General features: G+C 47.9%; 23 protein-coding genes. 7 read left to right on the forward strand and 16 right to left on the reverse strand.

The window, feature by feature from the left end:
* Window positions 1-54: 54 nt before the first annotated feature.
* The 5 genes from ACETK5_RS13730 to ACETK5_RS13750 all read right to left on the reverse strand — a co-directional run bounded on the left by ACETK5_RS13730 (window position 55) and on the right by ACETK5_RS13750 (window position 6,134).
* Entirely contained in the window at window positions 55-3,240 is a 3,186-nt protein-coding gene (locus ACETK5_RS13730; RefSeq protein ID WP_394056239.1) for a bifunctional cytochrome P450/NADPH--P450 reductase, read from the reverse strand.
* Window positions 3,241-3,631: 391 nt separating this feature from the next.
* A complete protein-coding gene (locus ACETK5_RS13735; protein ID WP_100536857.1) occupies window positions 3,632-4,225 on the reverse strand; it encodes a GNAT family N-acetyltransferase in 594 nt (197 codons plus the stop codon).
* A 2-nt stretch (window positions 4,226-4,227) separates the two neighbouring features.
* Complete coding sequence (locus tag ACETK5_RS13740) at window positions 4,228-4,836, reverse strand: TetR/AcrR family transcriptional regulator (protein ID WP_394057433.1); 609 nt, start codon at window positions 4,834-4,836, stop codon at window positions 4,228-4,230.
* Between the two features lie 202 nt (window positions 4,837-5,038).
* Window positions 5,039-5,755, reverse strand: a complete 717-nt coding sequence (locus ACETK5_RS13745; protein WP_100536855.1) for a pentapeptide repeat-containing protein — start codon at window positions 5,753-5,755, stop codon at window positions 5,039-5,041.
* 22 nt (window positions 5,756-5,777) lie between these two features.
* On the reverse strand, window positions 5,778-6,134 hold the full coding sequence (locus ACETK5_RS13750; protein WP_394057435.1) for a PadR family transcriptional regulator: 357 nt from the start codon (window positions 6,132-6,134) through the stop codon (window positions 5,778-5,780).
* 177 nt (window positions 6,135-6,311) lie between these two features.
* Between ACETK5_RS13750 and ACETK5_RS13755 the strand changes: the two genes are divergently transcribed.
* On the forward strand, window positions 6,312-6,803 hold the full coding sequence (locus ACETK5_RS13755; RefSeq protein WP_394056242.1) for a hypothetical protein: 492 nt from the start codon (window positions 6,312-6,314) through the stop codon (window positions 6,801-6,803).
* Between the two features lie 139 nt (window positions 6,804-6,942).
* Here the strand turns inward: ACETK5_RS13755 and ACETK5_RS13760 are convergent, their stop codons facing one another.
* Window positions 6,943-8,088: an NAD(P)/FAD-dependent oxidoreductase gene (locus ACETK5_RS13760; RefSeq protein ID WP_394056244.1), complete on the reverse strand. Its 1,146-nt coding sequence runs from the start codon at window positions 8,086-8,088 to the stop codon at window positions 6,943-6,945.
* Window positions 8,089-8,282: 194 nt separating this feature from the next.
* Window positions 8,283-8,657 (reverse strand): VOC family protein, encoded by a 375-nt coding sequence (locus ACETK5_RS13765; RefSeq protein WP_394056246.1) that lies wholly within the window; start codon window positions 8,655-8,657, stop codon window positions 8,283-8,285.
* Between the two features lie 377 nt (window positions 8,658-9,034).
* Between ACETK5_RS13765 and ACETK5_RS13770 the strand changes: the two genes are divergently transcribed.
* From ACETK5_RS13770 to ACETK5_RS13785, 4 genes are all read left to right on the forward strand, one after another.
* Complete coding sequence (locus ACETK5_RS13770) at window positions 9,035-10,495, forward strand: MDR family MFS transporter (RefSeq protein WP_394056248.1); 1,461 nt, start codon at window positions 9,035-9,037, stop codon at window positions 10,493-10,495.
* Window positions 10,496-10,547: 52 nt separating this feature from the next.
* Entirely contained in the window at window positions 10,548-11,999 is a 1,452-nt protein-coding gene (locus ACETK5_RS13775; protein ID WP_394056250.1) for an alpha/beta hydrolase family protein, read from the forward strand.
* A 93-nt stretch (window positions 12,000-12,092) separates the two neighbouring features.
* Window positions 12,093-12,980, forward strand: a complete 888-nt coding sequence (locus ACETK5_RS13780) for a TetR/AcrR family transcriptional regulator (protein ID WP_326119408.1) — start codon at window positions 12,093-12,095, stop codon at window positions 12,978-12,980.
* A gap of 463 nt (window positions 12,981-13,443) precedes the next feature.
* Window positions 13,444-13,704, forward strand: coding sequence for a DUF1796 family putative cysteine peptidase (locus tag ACETK5_RS13785; RefSeq protein WP_100539346.1), 261 nt, complete (start codon window positions 13,444-13,446; stop codon window positions 13,702-13,704).
* 174 nt (window positions 13,705-13,878) lie between these two features.
* On the opposite strand, the gene ACETK5_RS13790 is transcribed toward ACETK5_RS13785, so the two are convergent.
* Complete coding sequence (locus ACETK5_RS13790) at window positions 13,879-15,375, reverse strand: Lsa family ABC-F type ribosomal protection protein (protein ID WP_394056252.1); 1,497 nt, start codon at window positions 15,373-15,375, stop codon at window positions 13,879-13,881.
* A gap of 476 nt (window positions 15,376-15,851) precedes the next feature.
* Here ACETK5_RS13790 and mscL point away from each other — a divergent pair, with 476 nt between their 5' ends.
* Both mscL and ACETK5_RS13800 read left to right on the forward strand, forming a co-directional pair.
* Window positions 15,852-16,250, forward strand: coding sequence for a large conductance mechanosensitive channel protein MscL (mscL, locus tag ACETK5_RS13795; protein WP_394056254.1), 399 nt, complete (start codon window positions 15,852-15,854; stop codon window positions 16,248-16,250).
* Window positions 16,251-16,491: 241 nt separating this feature from the next.
* Window positions 16,492-16,953 (forward strand): OsmC family protein, encoded by a 462-nt coding sequence (locus tag ACETK5_RS13800; RefSeq protein ID WP_100536841.1) that lies wholly within the window; start codon window positions 16,492-16,494, stop codon window positions 16,951-16,953.
* Window positions 16,954-17,052: 99 nt separating this feature from the next.
* Here the strand turns inward: ACETK5_RS13800 and ACETK5_RS13805 are convergent, their stop codons facing one another.
* From ACETK5_RS13805 to ACETK5_RS13840, 8 genes are all read right to left on the reverse strand, one after another.
* Window positions 17,053-17,601, reverse strand: coding sequence for a DinB family protein (locus ACETK5_RS13805; protein ID WP_394056256.1), 549 nt, complete (start codon window positions 17,599-17,601; stop codon window positions 17,053-17,055).
* Between the two features lie 144 nt (window positions 17,602-17,745).
* Window positions 17,746-18,897: an NAD(P)/FAD-dependent oxidoreductase gene (locus ACETK5_RS13810; RefSeq protein WP_394056258.1), complete on the reverse strand. Its 1,152-nt coding sequence runs from the start codon at window positions 18,895-18,897 to the stop codon at window positions 17,746-17,748.
* 61 nt (window positions 18,898-18,958) lie between these two features.
* A complete protein-coding gene (locus ACETK5_RS13815) occupies window positions 18,959-19,681 on the reverse strand; it encodes a methyltransferase domain-containing protein (RefSeq protein ID WP_394056260.1) in 723 nt (240 codons plus the stop codon).
* On the reverse strand, window positions 19,668-20,825 hold the full coding sequence (locus ACETK5_RS13820) for a type III polyketide synthase (protein ID WP_394056262.1): 1,158 nt from the start codon (window positions 20,823-20,825) through the stop codon (window positions 19,668-19,670). The genes ACETK5_RS13815 and ACETK5_RS13820 overlap by 14 nt, the downstream gene beginning before the upstream one ends.
* A 300-nt stretch (window positions 20,826-21,125) precedes the next feature.
* Entirely contained in the window at window positions 21,126-21,671 is a 546-nt protein-coding gene (locus ACETK5_RS13825) for a hypothetical protein (protein WP_394056264.1), read from the reverse strand.
* A gap of 215 nt (window positions 21,672-21,886) precedes the next feature.
* Window positions 21,887-23,173 carry a Gfo/Idh/MocA family protein gene (locus tag ACETK5_RS13830; protein WP_394056266.1) on the reverse strand — a complete coding sequence of 429 codons (1,287 nt, stop codon included), beginning with the start codon at window positions 23,171-23,173 and terminating at the stop codon, window positions 21,887-21,889.
* 28 nt (window positions 23,174-23,201) lie between these two features.
* Window positions 23,202-24,089, reverse strand: a complete 888-nt coding sequence (locus tag ACETK5_RS13835) for a carbohydrate ABC transporter permease (RefSeq protein ID WP_100536834.1) — start codon at window positions 24,087-24,089, stop codon at window positions 23,202-23,204.
* Between the two features lie 20 nt (window positions 24,090-24,109).
* Window positions 24,110-25,000: an ABC transporter permease gene (locus ACETK5_RS13840; protein WP_127590294.1), complete on the reverse strand. Its 891-nt coding sequence runs from the start codon at window positions 24,998-25,000 to the stop codon at window positions 24,110-24,112.
* Window positions 25,001-25,082 lie beyond the last annotated feature (82 nt).

The raw sequence follows: 25,082 nt of genomic DNA on the forward strand, positions 1-25,082 counted from the left end.
ACGGGATCGCAAGGAGATCGTAGTCTTAGGGTGCGATTTCCGCTGGCATGATGATTATCCGGCCCAGACGTCTTTTACATATTGTCCCGAGGCCTCCAGTCCGGATAACCAGGCAGCAGCCTCTTCCGCATTCACGCCATGTCGGTCCCGATAGGAACGGATCAGCGTTTGTTCCACCTCAGGCGCCATCCGGGAGCCGTCGCCGCAAATGTACATTTGCGCTCCTCCCTCAAGCAGCGACAACAATAAAGCTCCGTCTTGTTTCATTAAATGCTGGACATAGCATTTGTCTACACCGTCAATCCTCGAAAAGGCTGTATGCAGGGTGACCAGCCCTTCTCGCTCCGCCTGCTCAAACTCCTCGCGGTAAAGATAGTCCTGCTCCGGATTCCGGCAGCCGAAATACAGATGCGCGGCACCCAGCTCTTGACCAGCCTCCCAAAGCGCTTGTCTTGCCTGGATGAACCCCCTGAACGGAGCCACGCCCGTACCCGGTCCGATCATGATCATGGGCGTCGCCGGGTCCTCCGGCAGCGCAAAGCCCGACTCAGGAGAGCGTATAAACATCAAGACCTCCGCGCCTGTTTCCATCTGGGCCAAATAGTTGGAAGCAACGCCCCGATATTCTCCCTTGCCGCTCCAAGCACTACCCCGCACGACACTGACCGTGATGCTTGCCGTATTCCGGCTAACTTTCGGTGAGCTGGATATTGAATAATATCTCGGCTTCAATGGAGGCAGGAGCTCAAGAAACCGCTCAAACGGCAGCTCGCAGGCTTCATATCGCTCCAGCAGGTCGAGCATGGTGATCCGTTTGGCCCGTACTTCGGCCTGATAGTTCGCTTCCGCAAGCAGTTCCTGAAGCTCCTTGGCATGCGGCGGGCATACCGTACAAGCGGCCATTTCCCGAATCTGCGCTCTTGTAGCCGGATCCTGCAGCTCCACGCTGCGGGAGAGCAGGTCGTCCAGGCGGACAGGAATGCCTGTGGGCAAATGTGCACCGCTTCTTCCTTCAGCAGACAAAATAAGGTGTGCACCCGCGTCCAGTTTGAATCTTCGGAGAACACGCTGAACCAGTAACATCGGATTGACCGGAAGCACCCCTAGATGATCTCCTTCCCGGTATTCCGTTCCCGGAGGCAGCGAGATTTCGATATGCTGCGTGATCCTTCCGCTGTCGTCATGCTGTAGATTGCGGCTGTGGACGATACGCCCCGTCACGGCGTGGTAGGTTTCCGCCAGCGGAACGGCGGCCGCACCCTGCACGAACTGGACGGACAAAGCACTGCGTTTGGGCTCATTTACGGACATAAGAGGTAGTCCTAGCGATTGCATCAGATCCGGCCATAAATGCTCCGTCCATTCATCGACTTCCCGCTCAAAATCGCCGCTTGCATCACTTTCGCCGCGCTGGAGCAAACGCTGCGCCCCTTTGACGGCAAGCTGCTCGTCAATGAAGCGGGGAATACGCTGGTACGTGCTTGCCCAGTTGTGATCCCCGCAGCCGAATACCGCGTAACGGACGCCTTCGATTTCGGATTCATCCGCCGTTTCCAGCCATTCCATAAAAGCTTTGGCATTGGATGGCGGTTGCCCGTTGTACGAGGCAGAAACAATAACTACGACCCCTTCCTTCGGAAGCTTTCCGGCAAAGTCGTCCAGTGCACCGACCTGGCTGTCGAACCCTTGGTGCTTCGCAGCATCCGCCACCTCTCTGGCAATTCCCTCTGCCGTGCCCAGATTGGAACCGTACAACGCGAGCAGTGGTGTATGATGTGCATGTGCCGCAGAGGTTTCGGACGTGACGTACTCCCGCTTCTCCGACTCGGGTGACACCGTCTTACCTCCTCCTGGAACCAAAAGTGCAGTCCCGTCTTGACGGCTTCGAACTTGAATATGGAACCCTTCCGGCTTCAGTGTGAGTGTTTCCTTCACCTTCAGCTCATAAGGCTGGTTCTCGATCAGTTCAAAATATTTGAGCACTAACCCAAGCACCAAGGTTGCTTCCTGCAGCGCAAACTGCTGCCCGATGCAAGCCCGTTGTCCGTTACCAAACGGTTTGTAGGCGTCATGCGGCACCTTGCTCGGATCCTCGAAGCGTTCGGGTCTGAACGCTTGCACGTCGTCTCCCCACACACGCGAGTCTCTATGGAGTCCTGGGATCAAGACCGTTACGCTATCCCCCTTCTTGATCGGATAGGTTCCGCCGATCGCCGTATCTTCCTTCGCATATAACGAGAAAGCAGGAGCCGTAGGCCATAAGCGCAGCGACTCGTTGAGTACCATGCGGACGTATTTCAGTTCCCTCACCTGGTTATAGGTCGGAACGGGATCTTTCAGGACGCGGTCCACTTCGCTTATCGCCTTATGCAAGGTATCCGGATTTTTCATCAAAAAATAAATGGCAAAGGACAGTAAGCCGCTAGTCGTCTCATGCCCCGCGATAAGAAACGTGATGATCTGGTAACGGATGTTCTCATGATCGAGGCGCTCGCCTGTATCAGGATCGACGCCTTCCAGCATATGCGCGAGCAAATCCCCCTCTTCACCGCCATGCGTCTTGCGATCTTGGATGAGTTCATCCACAAGGGAGAACATGAACTGAATATCCTCCTGAAACTGCCGCTTCTTTTTAATCATAAACATGTCTTGGATGCCCAGACGATGAAGCTGGTTCATGCCCTCATCAAGCGCCCGCACCATGCTATCGATAAATGGATGGTTGTCTTCGCGGTAGAAGCTGTTAAACCGGAAATTAAATCCGCACAAGCCGATGGTATCCAGCGTCAGGCGCGTCATGTCAGCAGGAACGTCCACGGTTTCGTCGGGATTGAGCCGAGCCCATTTCTGGATGAGCTGCATGGCAATATCGACCATTTTTGTATGATAGCCTTGCATTGCGCGCTGGCTGAAGCTGGAGAGCAGAATGTTGTGGGCTTTTTTCCAGTTGGGCTCCTGCGTTGCGCTCGTAAACAGTCCATCCCCCGCAAACGGACGAACATTCTGAAGCGGTGCCCAGATTCGTTTATCAAAACGCTTCTCGTCACAAGCGTCCTTGACATATTCATGTCCCGAGACGTACAGCTCCTTGCGTCCGCCAGGATATTGAAATTGAAAGATCGGTCCGAGCTCCGAGGCCACCTTCACAAGCGATTGGACCGGAGCGGCGGAATCCAGCAGCGGCAGATTGCCGAGTGGACCGTAGGTTTTAGGTTGAGGCACTAACTTGGTTTGTGTCATGCTATCTCCCTCCATTATTCCTTTAATCTCTTTGTATTCGCCCCTATACTGGGCGGGATGAATCTCGACTAGAACCAAATGACCAAAATCGTAATGTGGTCATTTTAAAATAAAAAAGGAGGATTCGACGCTGCATCGTTCGTTTTCACTTACAATGGCTGCCTGATCCTGCCTTTACCCTATCATGATCTGGATATCCCGCACATCTGCCGGAGGTCCGTAATATCAATTAGTTCCGCTGATATTCGATTATTACTTTTCAACCAGGATATGATCCGTTATTGAAACTTTAGGACTATGAATGAAGAATGTTGTTTGAACCGAAATGGCCATAACCTACATGCAAGCTGACATTCACGGATCTACGCTGAGTGGATCCTAGCCGTAATCCTCATTTTACGCGCTTTAGAGATACGATATGATTAATGCCTATTTTTCCTGCTTTCTTCGGGGGAATCGTGGTCCGTTTGTATTCCTCAAACCCCATCTTTTCGTAGAGTCTCATCGCTGGTATATTCGTATCGGCTACCTCTTCTATTAAAAACTCACGGTATGGAGAAGCTTCAAGTATATGGCCTATGATCAGCGAGCCTACCCCCTGTCCTCGATATTCCGCGGCCGTCCCTACAAACTCAATCGAACACTTTACCGGAGACGGATTCGCAAGTGGTGTTTCAAATTCCTTTTTCAAAAACATGTGCGCAAGGCTGCCCTTATATAATCCCAAATGCTCCCGCAGCTCTTTTTTGTTGAGTTTCACGGATAAAGAGGTGCCGTCAGAACATGCAGCCATCCCAGCCACTTTCTCGCCGGCAACGGCAACATAAAATTGATCCAGGTTAAACATGTGCGCAAAGGCTCTGGCGATTTGCTCCTTATCTTTAGAGAAATATCCAAGCCATTGCGAGAATCCTTCTGCAAAAATACGGGACATTTGAACCCTTGCATCCATTCCTAATTGATCGGCTTTCCTAACTGTAAACATAGTCAATCTTCCTCCTTGAAAAGGAATAATGTGAGTACGCGCGTGGATGGCATAACAAAGTTGTTCTTCAAAATCACTTTCATATCAGCCAGGCCCTGCAATGCCGAATAAAACAACACGGCCATTTGATGAGCATCTCCGGAACGGAAATCGCCTGACTCCTGTCCCTTCTTAATAAGTTCGGCGGTAGAACGCAACAGCCGACCATTTACCTCTAAAACCTCAGCTTGTTTCCGATTGGTTCCATCACCGGAGAAAAACAACTGATTCATGAGTATCAGCAAATTGGCAAGCTCTTCCCCATCTTGCATATCGCGATATATTTCGTCAACGAACTGCGCCAAGAGTTGTTTCGGTGAATCAGCGTTCTCGAAGGTTTGGATGATTTGGATCAAGCCGTCAAGCGCAAATTCAACAAGTTCATTAAACAAGCTTTCTTTTGTTTTGTAATGCCGGTATAAAAGCCCAATGCTAATACCGGCTGCATCTGCTATGTCCTGCACATTCGTGGAGCCGAACCCTTTTTGAACAAAAAGCCGCATCCCGGCCGATTGTATTTTTTGTCTGGTTGCGTTACGCATTTCTTCGTATTGTTCCTTTGTACGTGGCAAGCTGCTTCTCCTTTTTATGAGTGAGTTTTTACTCATTATAAAATATTGTGATTGTATCAACAAGCCAACAGTGAATGTTTTTTTGTAAAAAAATAGGCCGACCAAAACTGCTTGGTCGGCCTATTTCGGCTGAATATATATTCTGAATGGAGTCGTGCACAAACCGGATGATATATCCGTTTTCTTCCTCCTCCGAAATGGTTTAGACTACCGTTACATTCCGTAAATCGGCCTTGCTGCCTTTCAGCAGGGCATAGGTCAGTTTATCCATGGTCGCACCGTCGAAAATTGCTTTCTTTGCATTGGTTTTGAATAAGACATTGTGAAACACGGCATTTCGGAAGGAGGTCTTTGCCAAGCCTGTATAATTAAAATTGGTGCCCGTAAAGGTTTGGTTATCAAAACTCACGCCGGATACATCCGATTTGCTGAAATCCGTTTGATCGAAAATGCAGCCGTTGAAGCTTGCGCTCGTCAAGTCGGCCATCGTGAGTTTGGCGTGCGAAAGGTTTGCACCATCAAATATGACGTTCCGAAGATCGCTGCACTTGAAAGAGCTGTGGGTCAAATCCGCGTTGCTAAAGTCCGACCCGCGCAGGTTGCTGTAATTGAATTTCCCATCATGAACGGTTACCTGCTGAAAATCGGAATTCACCAAATTGGTTTTCGATAAATCCATACCTATCTTCCGTTGAAGTTCCCGGGTTTTAACCGTGATGCTCTCGATAATTTCCGACACGTCTCCGATGGAATTGATCGTCAGCCGGTATGCTTCCGCTTCCCCATAACCTTGAGCCTTCAAATCAACCCATTTCTCGCTCAGATCAAGGAACAATTCCTCTTTCAAATCCTTGACTTCGTTCAAATCCTCATACGGCGAAAAGATGCCGTCCAAATACTTTCTTAATTGATCCTGCATGGCATGTTAACCGCCTTTCTTTTTAAAGTAAATGATCCAAAATGCGTTTAGCTGATTCCCAGTTTTCCTTGTTCAATTCATACGTTTCCCGTCCTCTAGCGGTTACCTTGTAATACTTCCTTCTTCCTCCTTGGGTCTCATCCCCCCAGTAGGAAGTTATATTCCCGTCATGTTCGAGTCGCTTCAAACTTGAATACATGGTGGCTTCCTTAAGCTCGTACTCGCCTCCGGAATTGGCATGTATTAATTTCGATATTTCATAACCATACTTATCGCCGCTCTGGAGCAGCTTCAAAATAATCGTATCCGTATGTCCCCTGAGTAGGTCCGAGGAGATTTTATTTACCACGGCGATCACCTCCACGTATAAAATGTACATCACATTACTATGACTGTCAAGGTATCTCGCCAGTTGTATTATTCAATTGATTATTATACTCAATTTTGAATCGGTTATCAGCAGAAACTTTTTCAGTAAATGTTCACATAATGTTCACTTACGAGGAGCTTTTCCCCATCTCTATAATGACAAAGGTAACTAGAAAGGATGAGGAAATTGCCAACAACGAAGAAAGAGAATTTTTATTTTGGTATGATGATGTGTGTGGGGATGGTCATCATGATGACGACTTACAATTTGATTACTAACGGATTGATCGGACGAATATCACTGGTAGCCCTGCTCATGCAATTCGTTCTGGGCTTTATGATTGCCTTCATGCTGGAGTTGTTTGTTGTCGGACCCGCCGTCAAAAAAATCGTGTTTTCATTAACGCGCAACAATTCCAGTAAAATCATCATGATCGTGGCGATGGCATTTTTTATGGTGATAGGAATGGTGACCTTTATGTCCATATACGGACTGGCGTCCTCCTACTATGCAAACGGCCTCGGAGGAGAATCGCTGCTTGGAAGCTACTTCTCCATTTTCATTAAAAATTTTGTGTTTGCTTTGCCGCTTCAGCTCCTCATTGTAGGCCCGACCGTTCGATTCCTGTTTGGCAAGCTGAAAGCAAGCCGCATGAACGAATCCTTCACGACCGTTTAGAGTACGGAAGCTTCACCATAACAAATAAGCCGCGATTTATCGCGGCTTATTTATATTCAAGTATGCATCTGCACTTACATCCACATCCATACGTGATCCACACAAACGGAAACTTGCTATGACTGATTCATGGTTTCGATCAGCTGGACGGCCATGCTTGGGCTTCATCCATAGCTTTACGAACATCATAATCCCGGATGTCGATATCCAGCGGCATTCGAAGCGCCAACTTTGCAAGTTGGCTCCCGATAAATGGACCCATCGTCAGTCCGGACGCACCCAACCCGTTTGCCGTAATAAGGCCTTCCCAGCCAGGGACATCACCGATAACCGGAAGAAAGCCGGGTGTAAACGGACGAAACCCGACTCGCACTTCCTGAAACGTGCTGTCAGATAGTCCAGGCGCCAAGGCCAATCCTTTATTCAGGATTTCCTGCATGCCGCCGGCTGTCACTCTCGTATCGTAGCCTTTGACATCATTTTCGTGAGTCGCCCCGATCACAATCTTCTGGTTATCAAAAGAGAGCAAATATTGATCCGAAGGCGGCATGACGACAGGCCAGCTGCCTGTATCTTCTTGCTCAGCCGCCTCTACATGCATGATTTGGGCTTTTTGAAAACGAACCTGAAAGTGAATGCCTAATGGCTGAAGCAGTTGGTTAGCCCATGCACCGGCGCAAACAATAACCTCATCAGCTACGAAGCTATTGGCTCCGACAGCTGCTCCGGTTACACGATTTCCTTGATATAACAATGCGGCATCCCCGTTTATAAGCTTGGCCCCGTTCCTCTGTGCGGACCGGATCAGCGCATCGCGCAGCGCACGACCATCAATACGGGCGGCACCGCTAATATGAACGGAATGATAACCTTCACCTAGCAAAGGAAAACGTTCATGGGTTTCTTCCTCATTCAGCCGGGTAATCTCACCGATTTCCGGAGCATCTGTTTTCCTAAATTGAGCCCGTTCCTCCATCTTGCGGATTTTATCCAAATCGTCATGAATGCTAAGAGCGCCGACTTGTGCGTAGCCTGTTTCTGTCTCGCCTTCGCTGATGAGTTCTTTCACTAACTCAGGGTAAAAACGTGCCCCGGCCTTGGCTAGTTGGTACCACGCCTGATTCCGCCTTTGCGACAGCCAGGGGCAGATAATGCCTGCTGCGGCATCCGTAGCCTGTCCTTTATCTTTGCGGTCTATCATGAGGACTTCCGCTCCCATTTTTGCCAACTGATAAGCAGTCGATGCCCCTAGTATTCCCGATCCAATGACAATCACTTTCTTCATGCATGACATCCCTTTCCTTAAATCACTGTATCCATTATAGCGAATACAGGAAAAAAGTATAACGTCCACCATCTAAGGGTTTGGAACGGCGGCTAAAGCATGTCAGCAGGAACATTTCTTCTATACAAAAAAGCCGCCATATAGGCGACTTTACATCCATACCTTCTATAGTTGATCGTATGGCTCGGTTACTCTTATTTTTCCATGACAGCAAAATAGTTTTCTTCATAATCCGCAAAGTTGAAAACTCTGCCGGAAGGCATAGTCACCACTTCACCGACCGCGATATTGTGGCTGGTTAAATGGCTGTGCAGCGCCTCGAAATTTTCCGTGAAAAACATTAAAGAAGGTGTGCCCAAATGTAATCCTGGCGACATTTTGGCTACGAGTTCCTTATCATGCAGAATGATGCTTGTTTCTGCTTCCTTCGTAGGAGCGATTTCAATCCATCTCATTTCACCGTTGTTCTCTTCAGCTATGACTTGAAATCCTACCATTTCAGTCCAATACTTCACAGCTTGATCCTGATCATTTACATACACCATAATTTGACCAATTTTGCTAATCATCGATTGTTGCACTCCCTCGCATTAGTAAGATAAATGTCATAACCAGCTTGCTTCTATGATTCCTTTTCTCTTCAGATCATAACATGCCAGATGCATTTATATTTCTTATCCATTGCGATTTTTGACTTCACGATCTCCTCGCTGTGCTCTCTTGACTTCATGTTCCAATTCTCGCACGATATTCATCTCCTTTTGAGGGCCCTCTATAAGATTAGATGGACGAGTATATCGAAATGTTATTTTTTCGATAAAAAACTTGATGGGTACCCGTTTGACACATCAAACGTTCATCGTTACTATTATATATGACTTATTGGTTTTTATAAAAACTAATAAGTTCTATTTTGCGAATTTTCAAAGAAAGTAGGTTCACCATCATGTCAGATCCATCTGCAATTGTTCGTAACACCCCGGAAGAAAGAGCTTTTACAATCAAGGACATTATGGCGCCATTACTTGCCGTCATCATCGGCACCTTCATGGTCCTGTTGGACAGCACCGTCGTAAATGTCGCTGTACCTACGCTAGTTCAATATTTTGATAGCCCCCTGCATACCATTCAATGGTCGATAGCCGCATACACTCTTGCATTGTCAGCGGTTATCCCTCTCGCGGGTTGGCTGTCGGATAAATTTCAGCCCAAACGGGTGTTTCTCATATCGATCGGATTGTTTACGATAGGATCCGTGTTATGTGCTTTTGCCCAGTCAGCCGAGCAGCTCATCGCCTTCCGGGTTATTCAGGGAATGGGGGGCGGCATGGTATCGCCGATCGGAATGGCCATGGTGTACCGTTTGGCGCCTCCGGATAAAAGAGGTTCTATTATAGGAATGTTTGGAATACCATTACTGCTTGCCCCAGCGCTCGGTCCCGTATTATCCGGATGGTTGATTGAGTTTGTCAGCTGGGAATGGATTTTTCTGATCAATCTCCCCATTGGCATGATCGGATTATTCGTGGGAATCAAACATCTGCCTTCCTTTCCAGGAAAGGAGGCTCCGTCCCTGGACATGGTTGGCATGATACTTGGACCCGTGGCTTTTGCCATGATTACTTATGGGGTCAGTGAGGGAGGGGTAAGCTGGACTTCTACCAGAACGTTGTCCGGAATCATCATCGGCGGAATCGCGCTGCTCCTCTTCATTTGGTCCTGCTTACGGCAAAAACAACCGTTGCTTGAACTGCGTGCGTTCAAATCGGTTGATTTCACACGCGGTATCATCATCTCCTGGATCATGCAGGCCGCCATGTTCGGCTCCGTGCTTTTGTTCCCGCTGCTGCTGCAGCAGATTAGAGGTTTCACTCCGCTGACGACCGGGCTAATCCTGCTGCCACAGGCAGTCGGTTCCATGATCTTTATGCCTATGGCAGGCAAGCTGTTTGATAAAGTGGGAGCACGTCCCCCGCTTGTGGCCGGAATGACACTGATGAGCATTGCATTGTTCACGATGTCCTTTGTTCGAATCGATACCCCTTTATTCCTTATCATGATCGTGCTGTTTCTAATGGGCTCCGGCATGGGGTTATCGATGATGTCCCTGAATACGCATGTATTAAATGCAACGCCTAAGCACCTTGTAAGCCGGGTTACTCCACTTACAAGTGCGTCGCAGCAGGTGATCGCTTCTTTTGCCGTCGCCGGGTTCACTGGATATTTATCTTCCCGGATGACATCAAACCTGCCGAGTAACCCTGTTGGAACCAACCCGCTGGAATCCCATGCAGCCTCATTCGCGGACACCTTTTTCCTGGCTGCCTGCATCGCATGTATGGGACTGGTTCTCAGCTTATTTCTTAGAAAACCAAAACAAATTACCGATGAATCTTCGTTCGATTAAAAGGCGGATATCGAATCAACCACAATAACCGTTAAACATAGGAGGAACTTACTTGAGATTCGGAGAAATGGTTATCATACTATTCATTATCGCTCTGGCTATAGCAACGATTTGGGGACCCCGATCGAAGAAAAGCCGGTTGATCTACTCGTTAATCGCGTTATATATCGTTACGGTTGTGCAGATCATCGTGGAGGATTGCCGATGGCAAATGATTCCTTGTTATGCGGCTTCCGTTATCCTGACAATTTGCATCATTTTTAGAAAACATGAAAAACAACAACGCAGTAAGAGCAAGAATAGGTGGATAGCCTGGTTCTGGACCACGGTGTTGTTCTTTTACGCATCGGTCATGGTCGCATTGCCGCTCTTGCTCCCCGTATTCGCATTTAATCAACCTCAAGGGCCCTATTCTGTGGGAACAGCGGTATACCACTTTGTTGACTATGAACGGCCCGATGAGTACTCTGCCGATCCGACGGATCACCGCGAGCTGATGGCACAGATATGGTATCCTTCCGAACCCGACTCGGGTGAAGAAGCCGAACCCTATATCCGTGACGCAGCAGCCATTACGCAAGGTCTTGAACAGGCATTGTCCTTCCCTGCTTGGACGTTAAGCCATCTGGGCCTTGTGGAGACCCATGCCTACAGCAATACCCCGCTGTCTTCCATTGAGGGGAAATATCCGATCTTGATCTTTTCACATGGCATGACGGGTTTCCGCAACCAGAATACCTTCCAGATCGAAGAACTGGTCAGCCATGGATACATCGTGGTCGGAATCGACCATGCCTATGATGCGGCTGCCACGGTTTACCCGGACGGCCGGAAGATTTTGATCAACCAGCACACTCTTTCAGGCTTTACAGCGCTTGATGAGCACATGACACTATGGACTCAGGATGTATCCTTTATTTTGAATCGGCTTGAACAAATGAATGAACAGGATGAACAGGACCGTTTTACCGGCCGGCTTGATCTGGAGCGAATCGGCATGTTCGGGCATTCTTACGGTGGAGCCACCGCTGCCCAGATGCTGCTGAAGAATTCTCGTATCAAGGCTGCGATCAATATGGATGGAACCTTATATGGAGACCCGATGCCCGGCACGGGGCTAAACAAGCCATATTTACAGATGAATGGTGAGAAGAGTATCGATAAGTCGATATTCGATAACTCGCTGGATCAAGCCATGGCACAAAGCGGCCAAACACGGGAGTATTACGAAGATTTTTGGGAGGAAACGGTAAGGCGTCGCATGAATGCTCTGCAGGGAGGCGGATACACGATGACGATTCCGCATACTTCCCATATGAGTTATACGGATTTTCATCTATTCTCTCCGCTGCTGCCTAACCCGGGAGAGGATCCAAGGTCGGTTCATCGCATCATAAACGAGGTAAGCGTTGCTTTCTTTGACCAGCATCTCAAGGGAATACGGAATAACGCCATGGATGAACTGTCGAAGAAATATCCGGATATTATGCTCGTTCAAGAATAAGGTGCCTTTTTTGTGCCTGTGGATTAGCTCTGCAAAAAACGATATGATAATGATCGAATCCGTTTTTTTGTACATCGTTAAGGGGGCCACGCTATGAGCTTGTTAAAAGAAAAAATATTGCAATCGGCTATTCGTTCCTTTGCCGAAAAAGGATATCAAGCGACTTCGATTCAAGATATTGCGGATGATTGCAGCATCGCTAAAGGCTCAATCTATAAATACTATGGTTCCAAAGAAGAGCTGTACATCCGTATTCTGGAGAAACGACAGCAAGATATGATTGATGCCGTAGAGAAGATCCGCAAAAAAGGCTTATCCCGCAGGGAAACATTTATTGAGGAGATCGCTTACCAATTCGATTTTTTCATCGAGCATGGATATTATATTTCGCGTGATCACAACGAGCTCCCACCGGCGAACAGTGACAAGATCGGCACCGTCATTCATCAGCTCCAATTGAATATGTTTCGTTATTACCAGAATATTTTGCTCCGTCATTACGGGGATTCCATAGCGGAATGGAAATGGGATGCTACGGCCGTCTTTAACGGATTGATCCGAGAGTATACCTTTCATGTATTGTTTGGATTCAAACCGCTCATTCAAAAGGAATTGGCTGTTTTCATCGCTGAGCGAATGGATGATCTCGTGCTGGGATTGGAACAACGTGCTCCCCGTCCCCTGCTCACCGACGAACTCATGAAGGAATATTCGATGGTTGATTTAGAGGCACTTACTCATACGCAAGAAATACGAAGAACGGCGTTGCTGGATACAATCGAGTCGATTATCCCGGATATGTCCATAACGAACTCCAGAAAAAAAGACTTGTCTGAGGTAACGGCGATGCTGCGGGAAGAGTTCACCGCAGAACGTCCCCGACACTTTTTGATCCAAGCGCTGCTAAAGGATCTCTATTCGGAGAATGAGCTAGCTTTTTACACGAATCAACTGCAGCAGTTGATTCGAGAAAGTCATTGAGAGGATAACCAAGGAAGCCCTGTCTGTCTATTCACATTGAATCTGTACCTTCGAATCATTCAAAGAAAAGAAGCTGCATGTTTTGCGGCTTCTTTTCTTTAGGTGCGTATGATGTCACTTGTATTCGACCTTCGCTTGATCCCCATTTCAATGATCTCCCCGCATTCTGCTTGTTCTAACTCCAGTTCCCTGCACGTCCCCATAAGCATAATGCTTGTAATTGCAAATAAAATCATCATCACATTCCTCATCCTACATCCCCTTCTTATATGTTCAATTAACTCCAGTCTAAACCATAATGAAAGATTCTCTTATCGATTAACCTTTCTACAAGCTTACATTGTTGTAAGACACGCTGATCAAAACAGACGGTTCCCTATTTATGAATGTCCATACGGCTTGAAAACAGGCTGAATACGATAATTATAGATGTACATGAGAGAGTGGTGACGTTGTGAAGCTGATGGATGTAAAAGGCGCCTACGATATGATCATTAGCTTGGGCAGCTGGTGCGGGCCATCAGTCAATTTACGGCAACGTCAACGAAGACGCTTTTCTTTCCCGCTTGATTGGATGATATCGAGCTCGATTTCGGATGTTACCTCGGTTATTGAGCTGCAAGAATTGGATTGGGGGATCGACGGCGTTTGCACCCTCCAGGCCCCATCGACCGTCCAAATGATGAGTCCTTTTGGAATCAAGCGATGGAAGAACTGTATTTGACCGGCTACTGGAAGGTCTAGGTATACTGTAAGAACGTCCAGTTGACATGACAATGAAATGTAAAAAAGCTGCCGCTAATCAGCGGACAGCTTTTTTTTGAAATATCCTCTTAAGGAACATTGACTAGCTAATACATACTCCCGTTCCTTCTCGGGATAACGGTCTTGTTGTTCCTTAAATTTCTTGATTGCCATCAAGCTCAACGATCTTTGTGGCCACATTGTCGCAAAATGCACGATCATGCTCCACGAACAGAATGGTCGGTGCAAACTCGAGCAATAGCTCTTCAATTTGCATACGAGAGATAACATCGATAAAATTAAGCGGTTCATCCCAAACGTACAAATGAGCATGCTCACTAAGGCTTTTAGCGATCAGCACCTTCTTCTTCTGTCCCCCGCTATAAGTCGAAATATCCTTTTCAAATTGAAGTCTGGAGAAATCGAGCTTTCGCAGTATGGATTTAAACAGGCTTTCATCAATCCCGCTGCTTATGGCATAATCCGTCAAACTGCCTTGAAGGTGGGACGTGTCCTGAGATACATAGGATATCTTAAGCTGGCTATCCCTGCTGAAATGACCCGTGTATTGCATCTCTTCTCCGCATATCAGCTTAAGGATACTGGATTTACCTGAACCGTTTTTACCCGAAAGGGCAATCCGGTCCCCTTTTTCAATCGTAAAACTCAGGTTTTCACACACCGTCTTAGGGCCATATGAAAGAGAGACACGCTCCAGCTCGACCAGCTGTTTTTTATGATAATCGAGTTGGAACATCTGCAGACTCTCGGAACTCTCGATATTTTTAAGCAGCTTCGATTTTTCCTCAATGGCGGACTGCTGTCGCTGCTCCAGGTTTTTGGAGCGTTTCATCATTTTAGCTGCCTTATGGCCGATATAACCTTTATCTACTTTGGAGCCTGAATTTCTGGTGCCGTTTTTGGATTTTTCCACTTCGTGCGACCAATTCCCCGTTCTTCTGGCAGAATCGGTTAAACGTTTAATATCTTTCCTGAGTTTCTCATCACTGGCAAGCTCAAATTGATCCTGTCGCTTTTTATTTTCCCACCATGCGGAAAAATTGCCTTTTTGGATCTCGATATTGGTTTTATTGATCGACAGGATGTGGTCTACACAGTGATCCAAGAATGATCTATCGTGAGATACCAGAATAAATCCGCTTTTCTTGCTGAGATAGTCGCTGACCAATTTTCTCGCATGCATGTCCAGGTGATTGGTTGGTTCGTCAATCAAGAGGAAGCGGTTTTCCTTGATAAACAACGCAGCCAGCATTACTTTGGTCTGTTCTCCGTTGGATAATGACGCAAAAGGCCGGTACAGTACATCTTCCGAAACCTTTAACAAGTTAAGCTCGCGCACAATTTGCCAATGAACATACTCCGGATAGATCTCCTCGATGATATCCAGAGTGAGATATTCCTTGTTCTCGACATGGTAAGGGAAATATTCGAAGCTCACGGAGGCCGAAATATTCCCGCTGTACTCGTACTTGCCTAGCAGCAGATTGAGAAACGTGGTTTTTCCCCTGCCGTTTCTTCCGGTAAATCCTAATTTCCAATCGGTATCGATTTGAAAGCTCACCTGTTCGAATATTGGATCATAGCTGCTATCATAAGCAAACGAAAGGTTAGAAACATTGATTAATGACATTTTCATCTTTCCTCTACGGTAAAATTTCAGAACGAAAAAAAGCGCAGAAACACCAGAAATCCGGTGCGTTCTTCGCTACGTTAACCAACTATACCATAAAGAAACAAGCGAAGATCAAGCTATCGCTAAATTGCCTGCGTATAAGTATAGAAGGATAAAGTTCCGGTATCTGATTGGTTATGGTGTGAACCTTGTCTTATGCTTCCCAGTATCGACAGGTTCACATAAACATCTACAACCTCTAATTCAGTCATCGCTTTATCCCTCCTTGAACTGATCCCGTTATCGTGTGAATATTAAAAAACTTAACATGAATGCCGCCTGTTGGTCAACCTGTACGTGCAAGCGGCCGCTCGCCTACGTTTCCGTAAAAAAATACGACTTAACGATCTTGCGCATTCCACTAGTAGCTGATAGGATATTTCAGTGGTAGATTAATGGCCGCCCTACATTTTGGATTGAAAAGGTGACGTATTATGAATTTGTTAAAAGAATTTAAAACCTTTGCGCTTAAAGGTAACGTGCTGGATTTAGCCATTGGGGTTATCATTGGTGCTGCTTTTGGCAAAATCGTATCCTCATTGGTGAGTGATATCATTATGCCGGTGATTGGATTGATTCTTGGCGGGGTGGATCTATCAGGACTAGAGGCGACAATCGGGGATGCAACCCTGACGTATGGAGTATTTCTTCAAACGGTCGTAGACTTCCTGATTGTCTCCTTCTCGATCTTCATGTTCATCCGTACACTGAACCGCTTTAAACGTAAGGAAGTAACGAAGGCGGAAGAACCGCCGGCTCCATCAAAGGAAGAACTGTTGTTGACAGAAATTCGCGATTTGCTGAAACAACAAAATAAGGCTTCCGAAAAATAATATGCATCCGATCTGGAGAGTGTGTTTTCGATACGAGAACACGCTCTCTTTTTTTCTCCTTCTTCCAGTTCTCTCCCTTAGGAATACAAACGCCCGCCATATCCTCCCACTCATGTTTGATTGACAGATCATGCCAAATAGAATTATAATCCTTACTAAACCTAGTAATATAGTATAGATTTTCATTGAGAGACAGATCACCCCCACCGTATGGGGCTGTCCATAAAGGGAGATGTGGTATATGCCGAGTGTTCAAACGTTCAAAGCAACTGCCCATTTGCAAGAAGGGGTCAAGGTTGTTACTAATGTAAGGCAGTTCGAGTTAGTCATCGATGAGCCGAAGAGCCTTGGAGGTACGGATACCGGAATGAACCCCGTTGAAGCTCTGCTCGCCTCCCTGGGGGCATGCCAATCGATCGTGGCCCGTGTATATGCGCCAAAATTCGATGTGATCCTTGAAGATTTCAGAGTTGAGGTAGAAGGCGACCTGGACCTGGACGGATTCTTTAACCGCTCGGACGTACGCCCAGGATACTCCGATATTCGGTACACCTTCTACATCAAAACCCCTTCGTCCGCCGAGAAGGTTGAGCAGTTCGTTGAATTCCTGGAGCGTAAATGCCCAGTGGGCGACACGATAGCTGCGCCGGTACATTTGAAGCTAAATCGCATCGTCATCGAGAACGAAGTGACAAATTCTTAATGCATCTACATATATGGGCTGCCAGGTTGCACAAAGCAACTTAGCAGCCCTTCTTTTTCATCGTCATCTATACGATGGATTGTCCCATGGATCATTGGGTTATTTGTTGTGAACAGCATAAAGGAAACGGCAATAACCGATCTCAGCCGCATTTTTCATCAGTTCTAGATTGAGCCAGGCTGCCAATTCATGAAAAGGCTTATCAATGAAAGGCCATAACGTTCGTTCCGTAGAAAGGAGCGCTTCGTCCGTCAAAGCCGACATTTCCCGTTTCCACTCGCTGCTCAATTCATTTATTCTATCCCTGGTCTCTTGGATGTTACCCTTAGAATGGATCTCTTCACGGGCCAATGTCCCACTGCCGAACGAATGATTCAGCACCATAGACCACCAGTATGTGATATGCCATGTCAGCCATGATATATTCGGCGGGCCCATTTCATACTCCTCGGATTCCGGCCATTCTGCCAGCCAGATTTCAGATTCACGGTAAACGTGGAGCCCCTTTGAAGCAGGTCGCCAATGAAACTCCTCGTCTTGAAGCCCCGCGAGATGCAAGTCGAGCAGCTGCCAAGCGATTTGGAACTGGAAATCAAGAGTACTTCGAATGACTCCGGTCGGATTAGTTGAAAATTGTCCAGCTTGCATTCCACCCCTCCATTCTGCGCAAATTTATAAACATTGTTTGTTTTTGTCTATTGAATTGTAAACATAATAAAATAATGTTTGTTTAATGTCAACGTATATCCGTAGAATAACTAATACAAAAAAGCCGCAATTATTATGCGGCTATTATCTGGTGCCTATGCCCGATTCGGATAACCGGGTAGCTTTTACGATATAGGAAGCCAATCCTGGAATCATCCTGGCGATACCTGGATAGAAGCGATTGGTTTTGGCGAAAGCGAGGTTCTGAATTCTCCTTGCCCTTCTGAGAAGCTCCGTAAACGTACGATTGGCTTCAAGTGTATATTGTTTTCGCCATTGAACGAAGTTTATTTCTCCCTTTAAATATTTGTCTGTCCAGCCAGAGCATAGCAATGATGATCGCAGAGCAACCGACATCCCGTCCCCGCACAGCGGCGGAAGCATCAGCATCGCATCGCCGATGTGAGGATATTCCGACCATGGATGCGGTGTATGGGATAAACGAAGCGGAGCAATGGATACCTGCGTTCCCGATACAGGCTCTCCTTCAGCCATCCGTTCAGCCAACCTTCTGTTCGTCCGTGAAGCGGCCCGGAGAATGTCAGGCACCGATTTGCCGCTGCCCTGCACGGAGTTCAAGGACAGCAACGCGGCCACATTGACCGTTCCATTTTCAATCGGCGATATCCCGACATAACCCCCATCGCAAAAATACAGTTCAACACGGGCCGGTATCGTAATGCCGCTAAAATGCGATTTTACGCCGACATAGACGGTGTCATCCCGATATTCCTCGGCAGCGGCCACGGTACGCGGCTTTTTTGTACCATATGCACCAATGACGACCCTTGCCTCATATCGAACGCGCTCGTTCCCTTGCCTCGCATCGACTTCATACCCATGATCACCCAGCTTCTGAATACCGGTCACGGTTGTTCCCGTGACAATTTCCGCACCCGCGTTCACTGCATTCTCATGAAGAAGGCGATCGAGCTCATAGCGGCTGATGCCGGTTGCCTGTCCCGGTAACGGAGCGTTAATCTCACCGCCGTGTGACATCACGATTTTGGCATGATCCATGGAACTAGGCTTAACCTCTTCACCCATTAGATGGACGCCTAGATAATCCAGCATCTCTTGGGTCTCTGGCGACATGAATTCACCACAGGTTTTATGGCGCGGAAATGATTGCCGATCCAACAATATCGTACGATGCCCTTGCTTTGCAAGCTGTAGTGCACAGCTGGTGCCGGCTACTCCCGCTCCGATGATTATGACATCCGCTTGCTTTGACATATATGAACACCTGCCTTATAGCTTTACCTGAAGAACATTGGCTTCCGAAACGAGTAGATGACTAGGGTGTCCGATGTTTCGGGATAACAACGGAATAACGGAATAGTGGCTTCCATTCATAGGTCATGGTGTCGAGATTAAGCTGCTTTTTCAACTCTCTCCAATCTCTCCCTTTAAATCCCTTTGCAACCGATAACGGACCATCATGGCGAATATAGCGATTGCGGGAAATGATGCGCGTCGTAATCCAGACAGCCGTGTAGGGTACCGGATGCCGATGAATATCATTGATTACGACCCCGTGAATAGAGGCTCGCAGCATATGTGTCACCATCTCCACCAGCTGATCGCCCTGGAAATGATGGATGAACTGGGAACCGGTCACGATATCAGCTGATGCACTGGGGACATCTTTAACGTCGGCGCGCCGAACTCGAACCCTCGGTTCGTTTTGAAACAGTCGTCTAGCCTCATCGCATGCCTCTTCCGTCATATCGACCAAGGTAATATTCAGCTTGATGCCCCTTTGATCCGACCATTGCAGCAGCTTCTGGTTTACATCGCCTGAACCGGCCCCTACGTCCATGATGCTAAGGGTGCTCGGGCTGCCCATCGATTTCCAAAGCTTTTCCACGCCGTTCAGGGTAGGTCCCGGCGCCGCGAAGATCCGATTCAGCCGCCTTAAGTGCTTCAGCGCTTCAATTAACTCTTCCCCTCCCATGGAGAAGTCATCCATCAGCTCATCTTCCTGCGCCCGGATGGACAAGGTTCTAAAGAAGGACATGGTCCTGCTCCTTAACCGATGACGCATAAGCCTTTACGTAGGTAAAACGCATGAGCTCCGCTGTCAGGCCTGGCCCGAAGGCCATAGCTACCCCTTCCGAGGAAGCTTTGTCCAGCTCTTGCATCTCTTTACGCATCGCACTCAGCACAAACATAATGGTCACGGAGGAGAGATTCCCTGCCGTTCTTAAGATGTCCCTGCTGTATTTGGTTTGTTCATCGGTCAAGCGCATGACTTCCTGCACGGAATCCACGATGCCCCGTCCACCAGGATGGATGGCCCACAATTCCGGAAGCTTATCGTCCTTCAGCAGAATACGCAGTTCTTCCTCCAGGTGAATACCGAGCAGCTTCGGAATACGCGGCGATAAAAAAAGATCAAAGCCTGTATTGCCTACCTCCCACGTCATATCCTCCGTTGAATCCGGGAGCAGTACCGAATAACCCGGGCCGAGCTCCAAATAATGCCGATGATTCGTTTCCGGAAGACCGATAACACAGGATGAGGCCCCATCCCCGAAAAACGAGGCTGCAAACAGCGCTTCCCTCTCCTTGACCGGCTGAAAATGAAGGGTACAAAGCTCCACGCACACAATCAAAACTTGCGATGCCGGCGCTCCCCTTACAACATCCCTTGCCATTTGAATCGCCTTAAGACCCGCAGCACATCCCTGAAATATCAACGGCAGACGATTGATCCGGGGAGCAAGCCCCAACTGACGGACCAGCAGTACATCCATACCCGGCTGGTATTGACCCGTGCAGCTGACCGTAATGAGATGCGTGATTCGATCCGGTGACATACCGGCATCTTTCAACGCCTTCTCGGCTGCTGCTACGCCAAGCGGAAGGGCCTCCCGCTTGTATGTATCCATTCGTTCCTCGGTTGTCGGGATATCTGACTCGTCATGGGAAGGCAGATAGCGGCATTCTTCCAATGGACCAAGGTAGTTGGATTCGCAAGTATAACGAGTTTCGACACCGCAGGATCTAAATACTCTTCGAGCAAAGCGGGCCAAATCGGGTTTATCCTGCAGCGTAGAGGCAATTAAATCCGCAATATCCGACTGTGCGACTGAATGTGCCGGCAATGCCGTACCCATCCCGAGAATTGCAGCATCGGACATACCGTTTGTATGTTTCATGCTAACCTCCTGTTTCGTCTTGGAATTATACTTGATTACCCTTCCCTGAGCATTTTGAATTCGTTCAAAGATATACTTCTTGCAATTAGGATATCCCGAGCATAGCAAATTATATCCAATTCAAACCAAACGCTTCATACGCATGTCCGCCATCGCAAAAAAAACCACGATTCCCGTGGTTTCGTGAGCTCATTATTAAGGATGTGACCGATTCATCCATCAACGGAACGTTGTTAAAGTACAACCACTCATAGCCTTTCCCCATGGAACGGCAGAGTAATAACATACTCTTTCGATCACCTATACTCCTTCTTTATTGCCAAGTTCAGCTTCGTCAAACGGACTTCCCGGAATTTCTGTTTCGGTAAGAAGAACCCATTGGTTTACTTCATCGTAACCGGATACCTCAGCAATGACCCGATAACGAGGATACATCCATTCAGCAGGGGCACTTGCTTTCAGATTGGACGTGTCCGCCAAGCCTACGGCCCCCGGCTCCAGCAGGTTAATCAACGTGCCTTGCGGAAAAAAGGCCTCGATGAAGCCTTCCACTTTAGCGCCGACTGGAAATAAACGTTGGGTCCGATGCCAGTCCATCTGGCCAGCTTGCAGCTGTTCCATCCAAAGCTCTTCGAATGCCGCTTGACTGATCTCTGTATAATAGGGTTCCTCCGGATCAAGAGGGTGCTCCGCCAGCATGAAATGATAGGAATCGTGCTTCCGGTTGGATGTAATGCAGCTGCCATCCTCATCAAGAACGATCTGCCTATAAGCCGTGCCGTTGTTGTCTATTTCAAAATACCAGGTTCCCATCCCCGGCTCCTGAATATCTTTTAGATATCTCATAGTCGTCAACTCCTATCAGTTAAAACAAGCATTCAAAAAAACGGTCATATTCCGGCCGATCTATTTGTTCTTCTATCAAGCACTGGGTTTATTTTACCATACCCAGCCACTTGGCGTTGTGCCTTAGAGTCTTGCATCGAGTGGTGCCTATTCCTTGTCGTTAAAATACAAAAACAAGCCCGATTGCAGCTGCAATCGGGCTTGCGTGCTACACATTATTTCCCGGGCATCGTGCTTACTTGCGTGTTGAACTGCTGCTCAAATTCCTTTATTGAGATGACCTTCCCATCCACTCTCGACTGCTCAGCGGCAAACGCCATGAGATGACTTTGAACGGAACGACTTGCCGAAGTCAGCCCTTGATCGCTTCCCCCTGTCTGTACCAGCCTCAGAAAATCCTTGATCAGACCCATATCACCGCCGCCGTGGCCGACATGCCCGCCCCTATCCTCAAATGTTATCCGCTCGATCTTGCCGCTGCCGAAATGAATGATCTCTATTTCGTTTTTCTCCATGGCTCCGCGGATTTCCCCACGGGTTCCCATCAGCTTGATCGTGCGGCTGACATCTCGCGTAAACGCACTCATCGTAAATGCCGCCGTCACGGTATTGGCAAATTCCAAATTAACGACCTGATGGTCCACCACGTCATTATCGCAATGGTATACGCAGCGGCCATATGGTCCCTCCAGCAACGCCTTGTAACGGGCATCATAACTCATATCATCGCTGATCGCCGACGTTGGCCAATTCGTATCCTCTGTCAAATATAGATCAGGCGCATAATAGAGGCACTGGTCCGAGACCGGGCATCCGTCCAAACACCGTTTGGGTGCGCCTTCCGGTGCTTGCGCAGCCGTAAAATGGCTCAGCGAACCGAAAGAGGATACCCGGAGACAATCGGCATCGGCAAGCCAGAGCAAAATATCGAGATCATGACAGGACTTGGCGAGAATCATCGGACTGGAATCTTCCTTACGACGCCAATTTCCCCGCACAAAACTGTGCGCCTGATGCCAATAGCCCACGTTCTCGTTATGCTGGATCGACATCAATTGGCCAATGGTCTCACGCTCCAGCAGTTCCTTTAAAGTCGTGAAGAACGGCGTATACCGCAGCACGTGACAGATGGAAAACACCAGGCCGGCCTGCGAAGCCATCTCGCCCATCCGGATGCACTCTTCGGGATCCGGTGACATCGGCTTCTCCAGCAGCACATGGTAACCGGACTCTAGCGCCCGGATTGTCGGCTCGAAATGCTGCTTATCCTGGGTGCATATCAATACCGCGTCCGCGAGTTTGGGCCCTGCAAAGAAATCATCCCAATTCTCGAAGCACGCCGCGTCTTCAAGACCATGCCTAGCTTGAAACTGTTCCCTCCGCTGCCGATTCGGTTCCGCGACGGCAACCACCTCCAGCTCATGGGGATGCAGCAGGGCATATTCCATATAATTGATGCCTCGCAGTCCTGCTCCGATGAGGGCAACCTTAACCTTATTCATCCGATTCTTCTCCTTTTTATGCAAGCACTTATTCTTTGACGCTTCCGACCGTCATCCCTTTGACAAAATACTTCTGCAGGAACGGATACACAATCATGATCGGCAGCGCGCCCATGAATATTTGGGCAGTCCGGAGCGTTTTCTCGCTCAAATTCTCCATTGCTTTGATCTGTTCGATCGATATCGAAGTCATTTGGGAATTGATTGACATGATGAGCGTGGACAAATAGGTTTGCAGCGGATATTTATCCGGTGAATTCAAGTATAGAATTCCGTCGAACCAAGCATTCCAGTGTCCCACGATGGTAAACAGGCCGATCGTCGCTATGGACGGAAGCGAAACCGGCAGGTAGATACGCCATAATATTCTCCAGTGTCCGGCACCGTCAATCGTTGCCGCCTCCTCCAGCTCCTTCGGAATCGTTCGGAAGAAGTTCAGCATCAGGACCATGTTCCATACATTGAGTGCCCCAGGCAGAATCAGAGCCCAAACGGAGTCAATCAAGCCTGTATTCTTCACGATCATGTAGGTGGGAATCAAGCCCCCGCCGAAAAACATCGTAATGGCAAAAAACCACACGTACGGTGTTCGAAACTTAAATTGATGATTCGATTTCGATAAGGGATACGCGGTGATGAATACCAAAAACATATTCACTGCCGTCCCGAGCACGACCCGCGTTAGCGAAACTCGAAATGATCGAAAAAACTCGACCTTTTCGCCCAAGTACCGATAAGCATCCAGGTTAAAGCCGACTGGCCAGAGCCTCACTTCCCCCGCCATCGCCGCTGTATTCGAGCTTAACGAAATCGAGAGCAAATGAATGAACGGAATGATACCGAGCAAGGTGATTGCGGTTAGAACCAGCGTATTCACGATTACAAACAGCCTTCTGCTGATCGTTGGTTTGTGCATTTTCCTACCTCCACTCCAGCCTAAAAGATCCGATAATTGTTATATTTATAAGCAGCATAGTACGTCACAGCCACGAGAGCCAGCGAGATGACCGATTTAAAGAAGCCGACTGCGGCGGCAGGTCCGAATTGCTGACTGAACATTCCGAGCCTATAAACGAAGGTATCGATAATATCCGCCCCTTCATAAACCGTCGGGTTGTACATGATCAGAATCTGTTCGAAACCGGCGTTGAGAATTCCGCCAAGACTTAATACACCCAGCAGGATGAGAATCGGTGCCATGCCTGGAAGCGTAATATGAATCATCTGCTTCCATCTTCCCGCTCCATCTACTTCAGCAGCTTCATACAGCGTGGCATGGATTCCTGTTATGGCAGCGAGCATAACAATCATGTTATAGCCCATCCCTTTCCATACGTCCGAACCGATGATGATCCCACGGAACCAGTGGTTATCCAGCATAAACATGATCGGTTCCATATCCAGTGCACCCACCAAGCCGTTCACCGGACCATTCAAGGAGAACAGTTCAATGATGACGCCGCCAAGCACCGTCCAGGACAGAAAGAACGGCAGGAAAATGGCGGATTGGATAAAACGCGAGAACCATCTTCGGGTGACTTCATTGAGAAGCAGTGCCAGGATTAGAGGCACCAGTAAAAACAAAATCATTTTAAATACGGAAATGACAATGGTGTTCCACAATACCTGCTTGAAATCGGGCAGTTCAAATACATAGCGAAAATTATCAAAGCCAACGAATTCCGAGTGGAAGAACCCAGCCAGCGGCTCAAATTGTTGAAAAGCCATGACAAGACCGGCCATAGGTCCATAAGCATAAATCAATGTGACGATAACTCCAGGCAGCAACATCAAATGCAGCAGATATTCTTTTTTTAGCGTTCTCACAGATGAACCTCCCCGTCCATTTAAAACGGGAGGAATTTGCCAACTTCATCAAGGCTCATCCTCCCGTTCTATCATTCAAAGA

The organism is Paenibacillus ilasis (assembly GCF_043195395.1).
Lineage (GTDB): Bacteria > Bacillota > Bacilli > Paenibacillales > Paenibacillaceae > Paenibacillus_AQ > Paenibacillus_AQ lautus.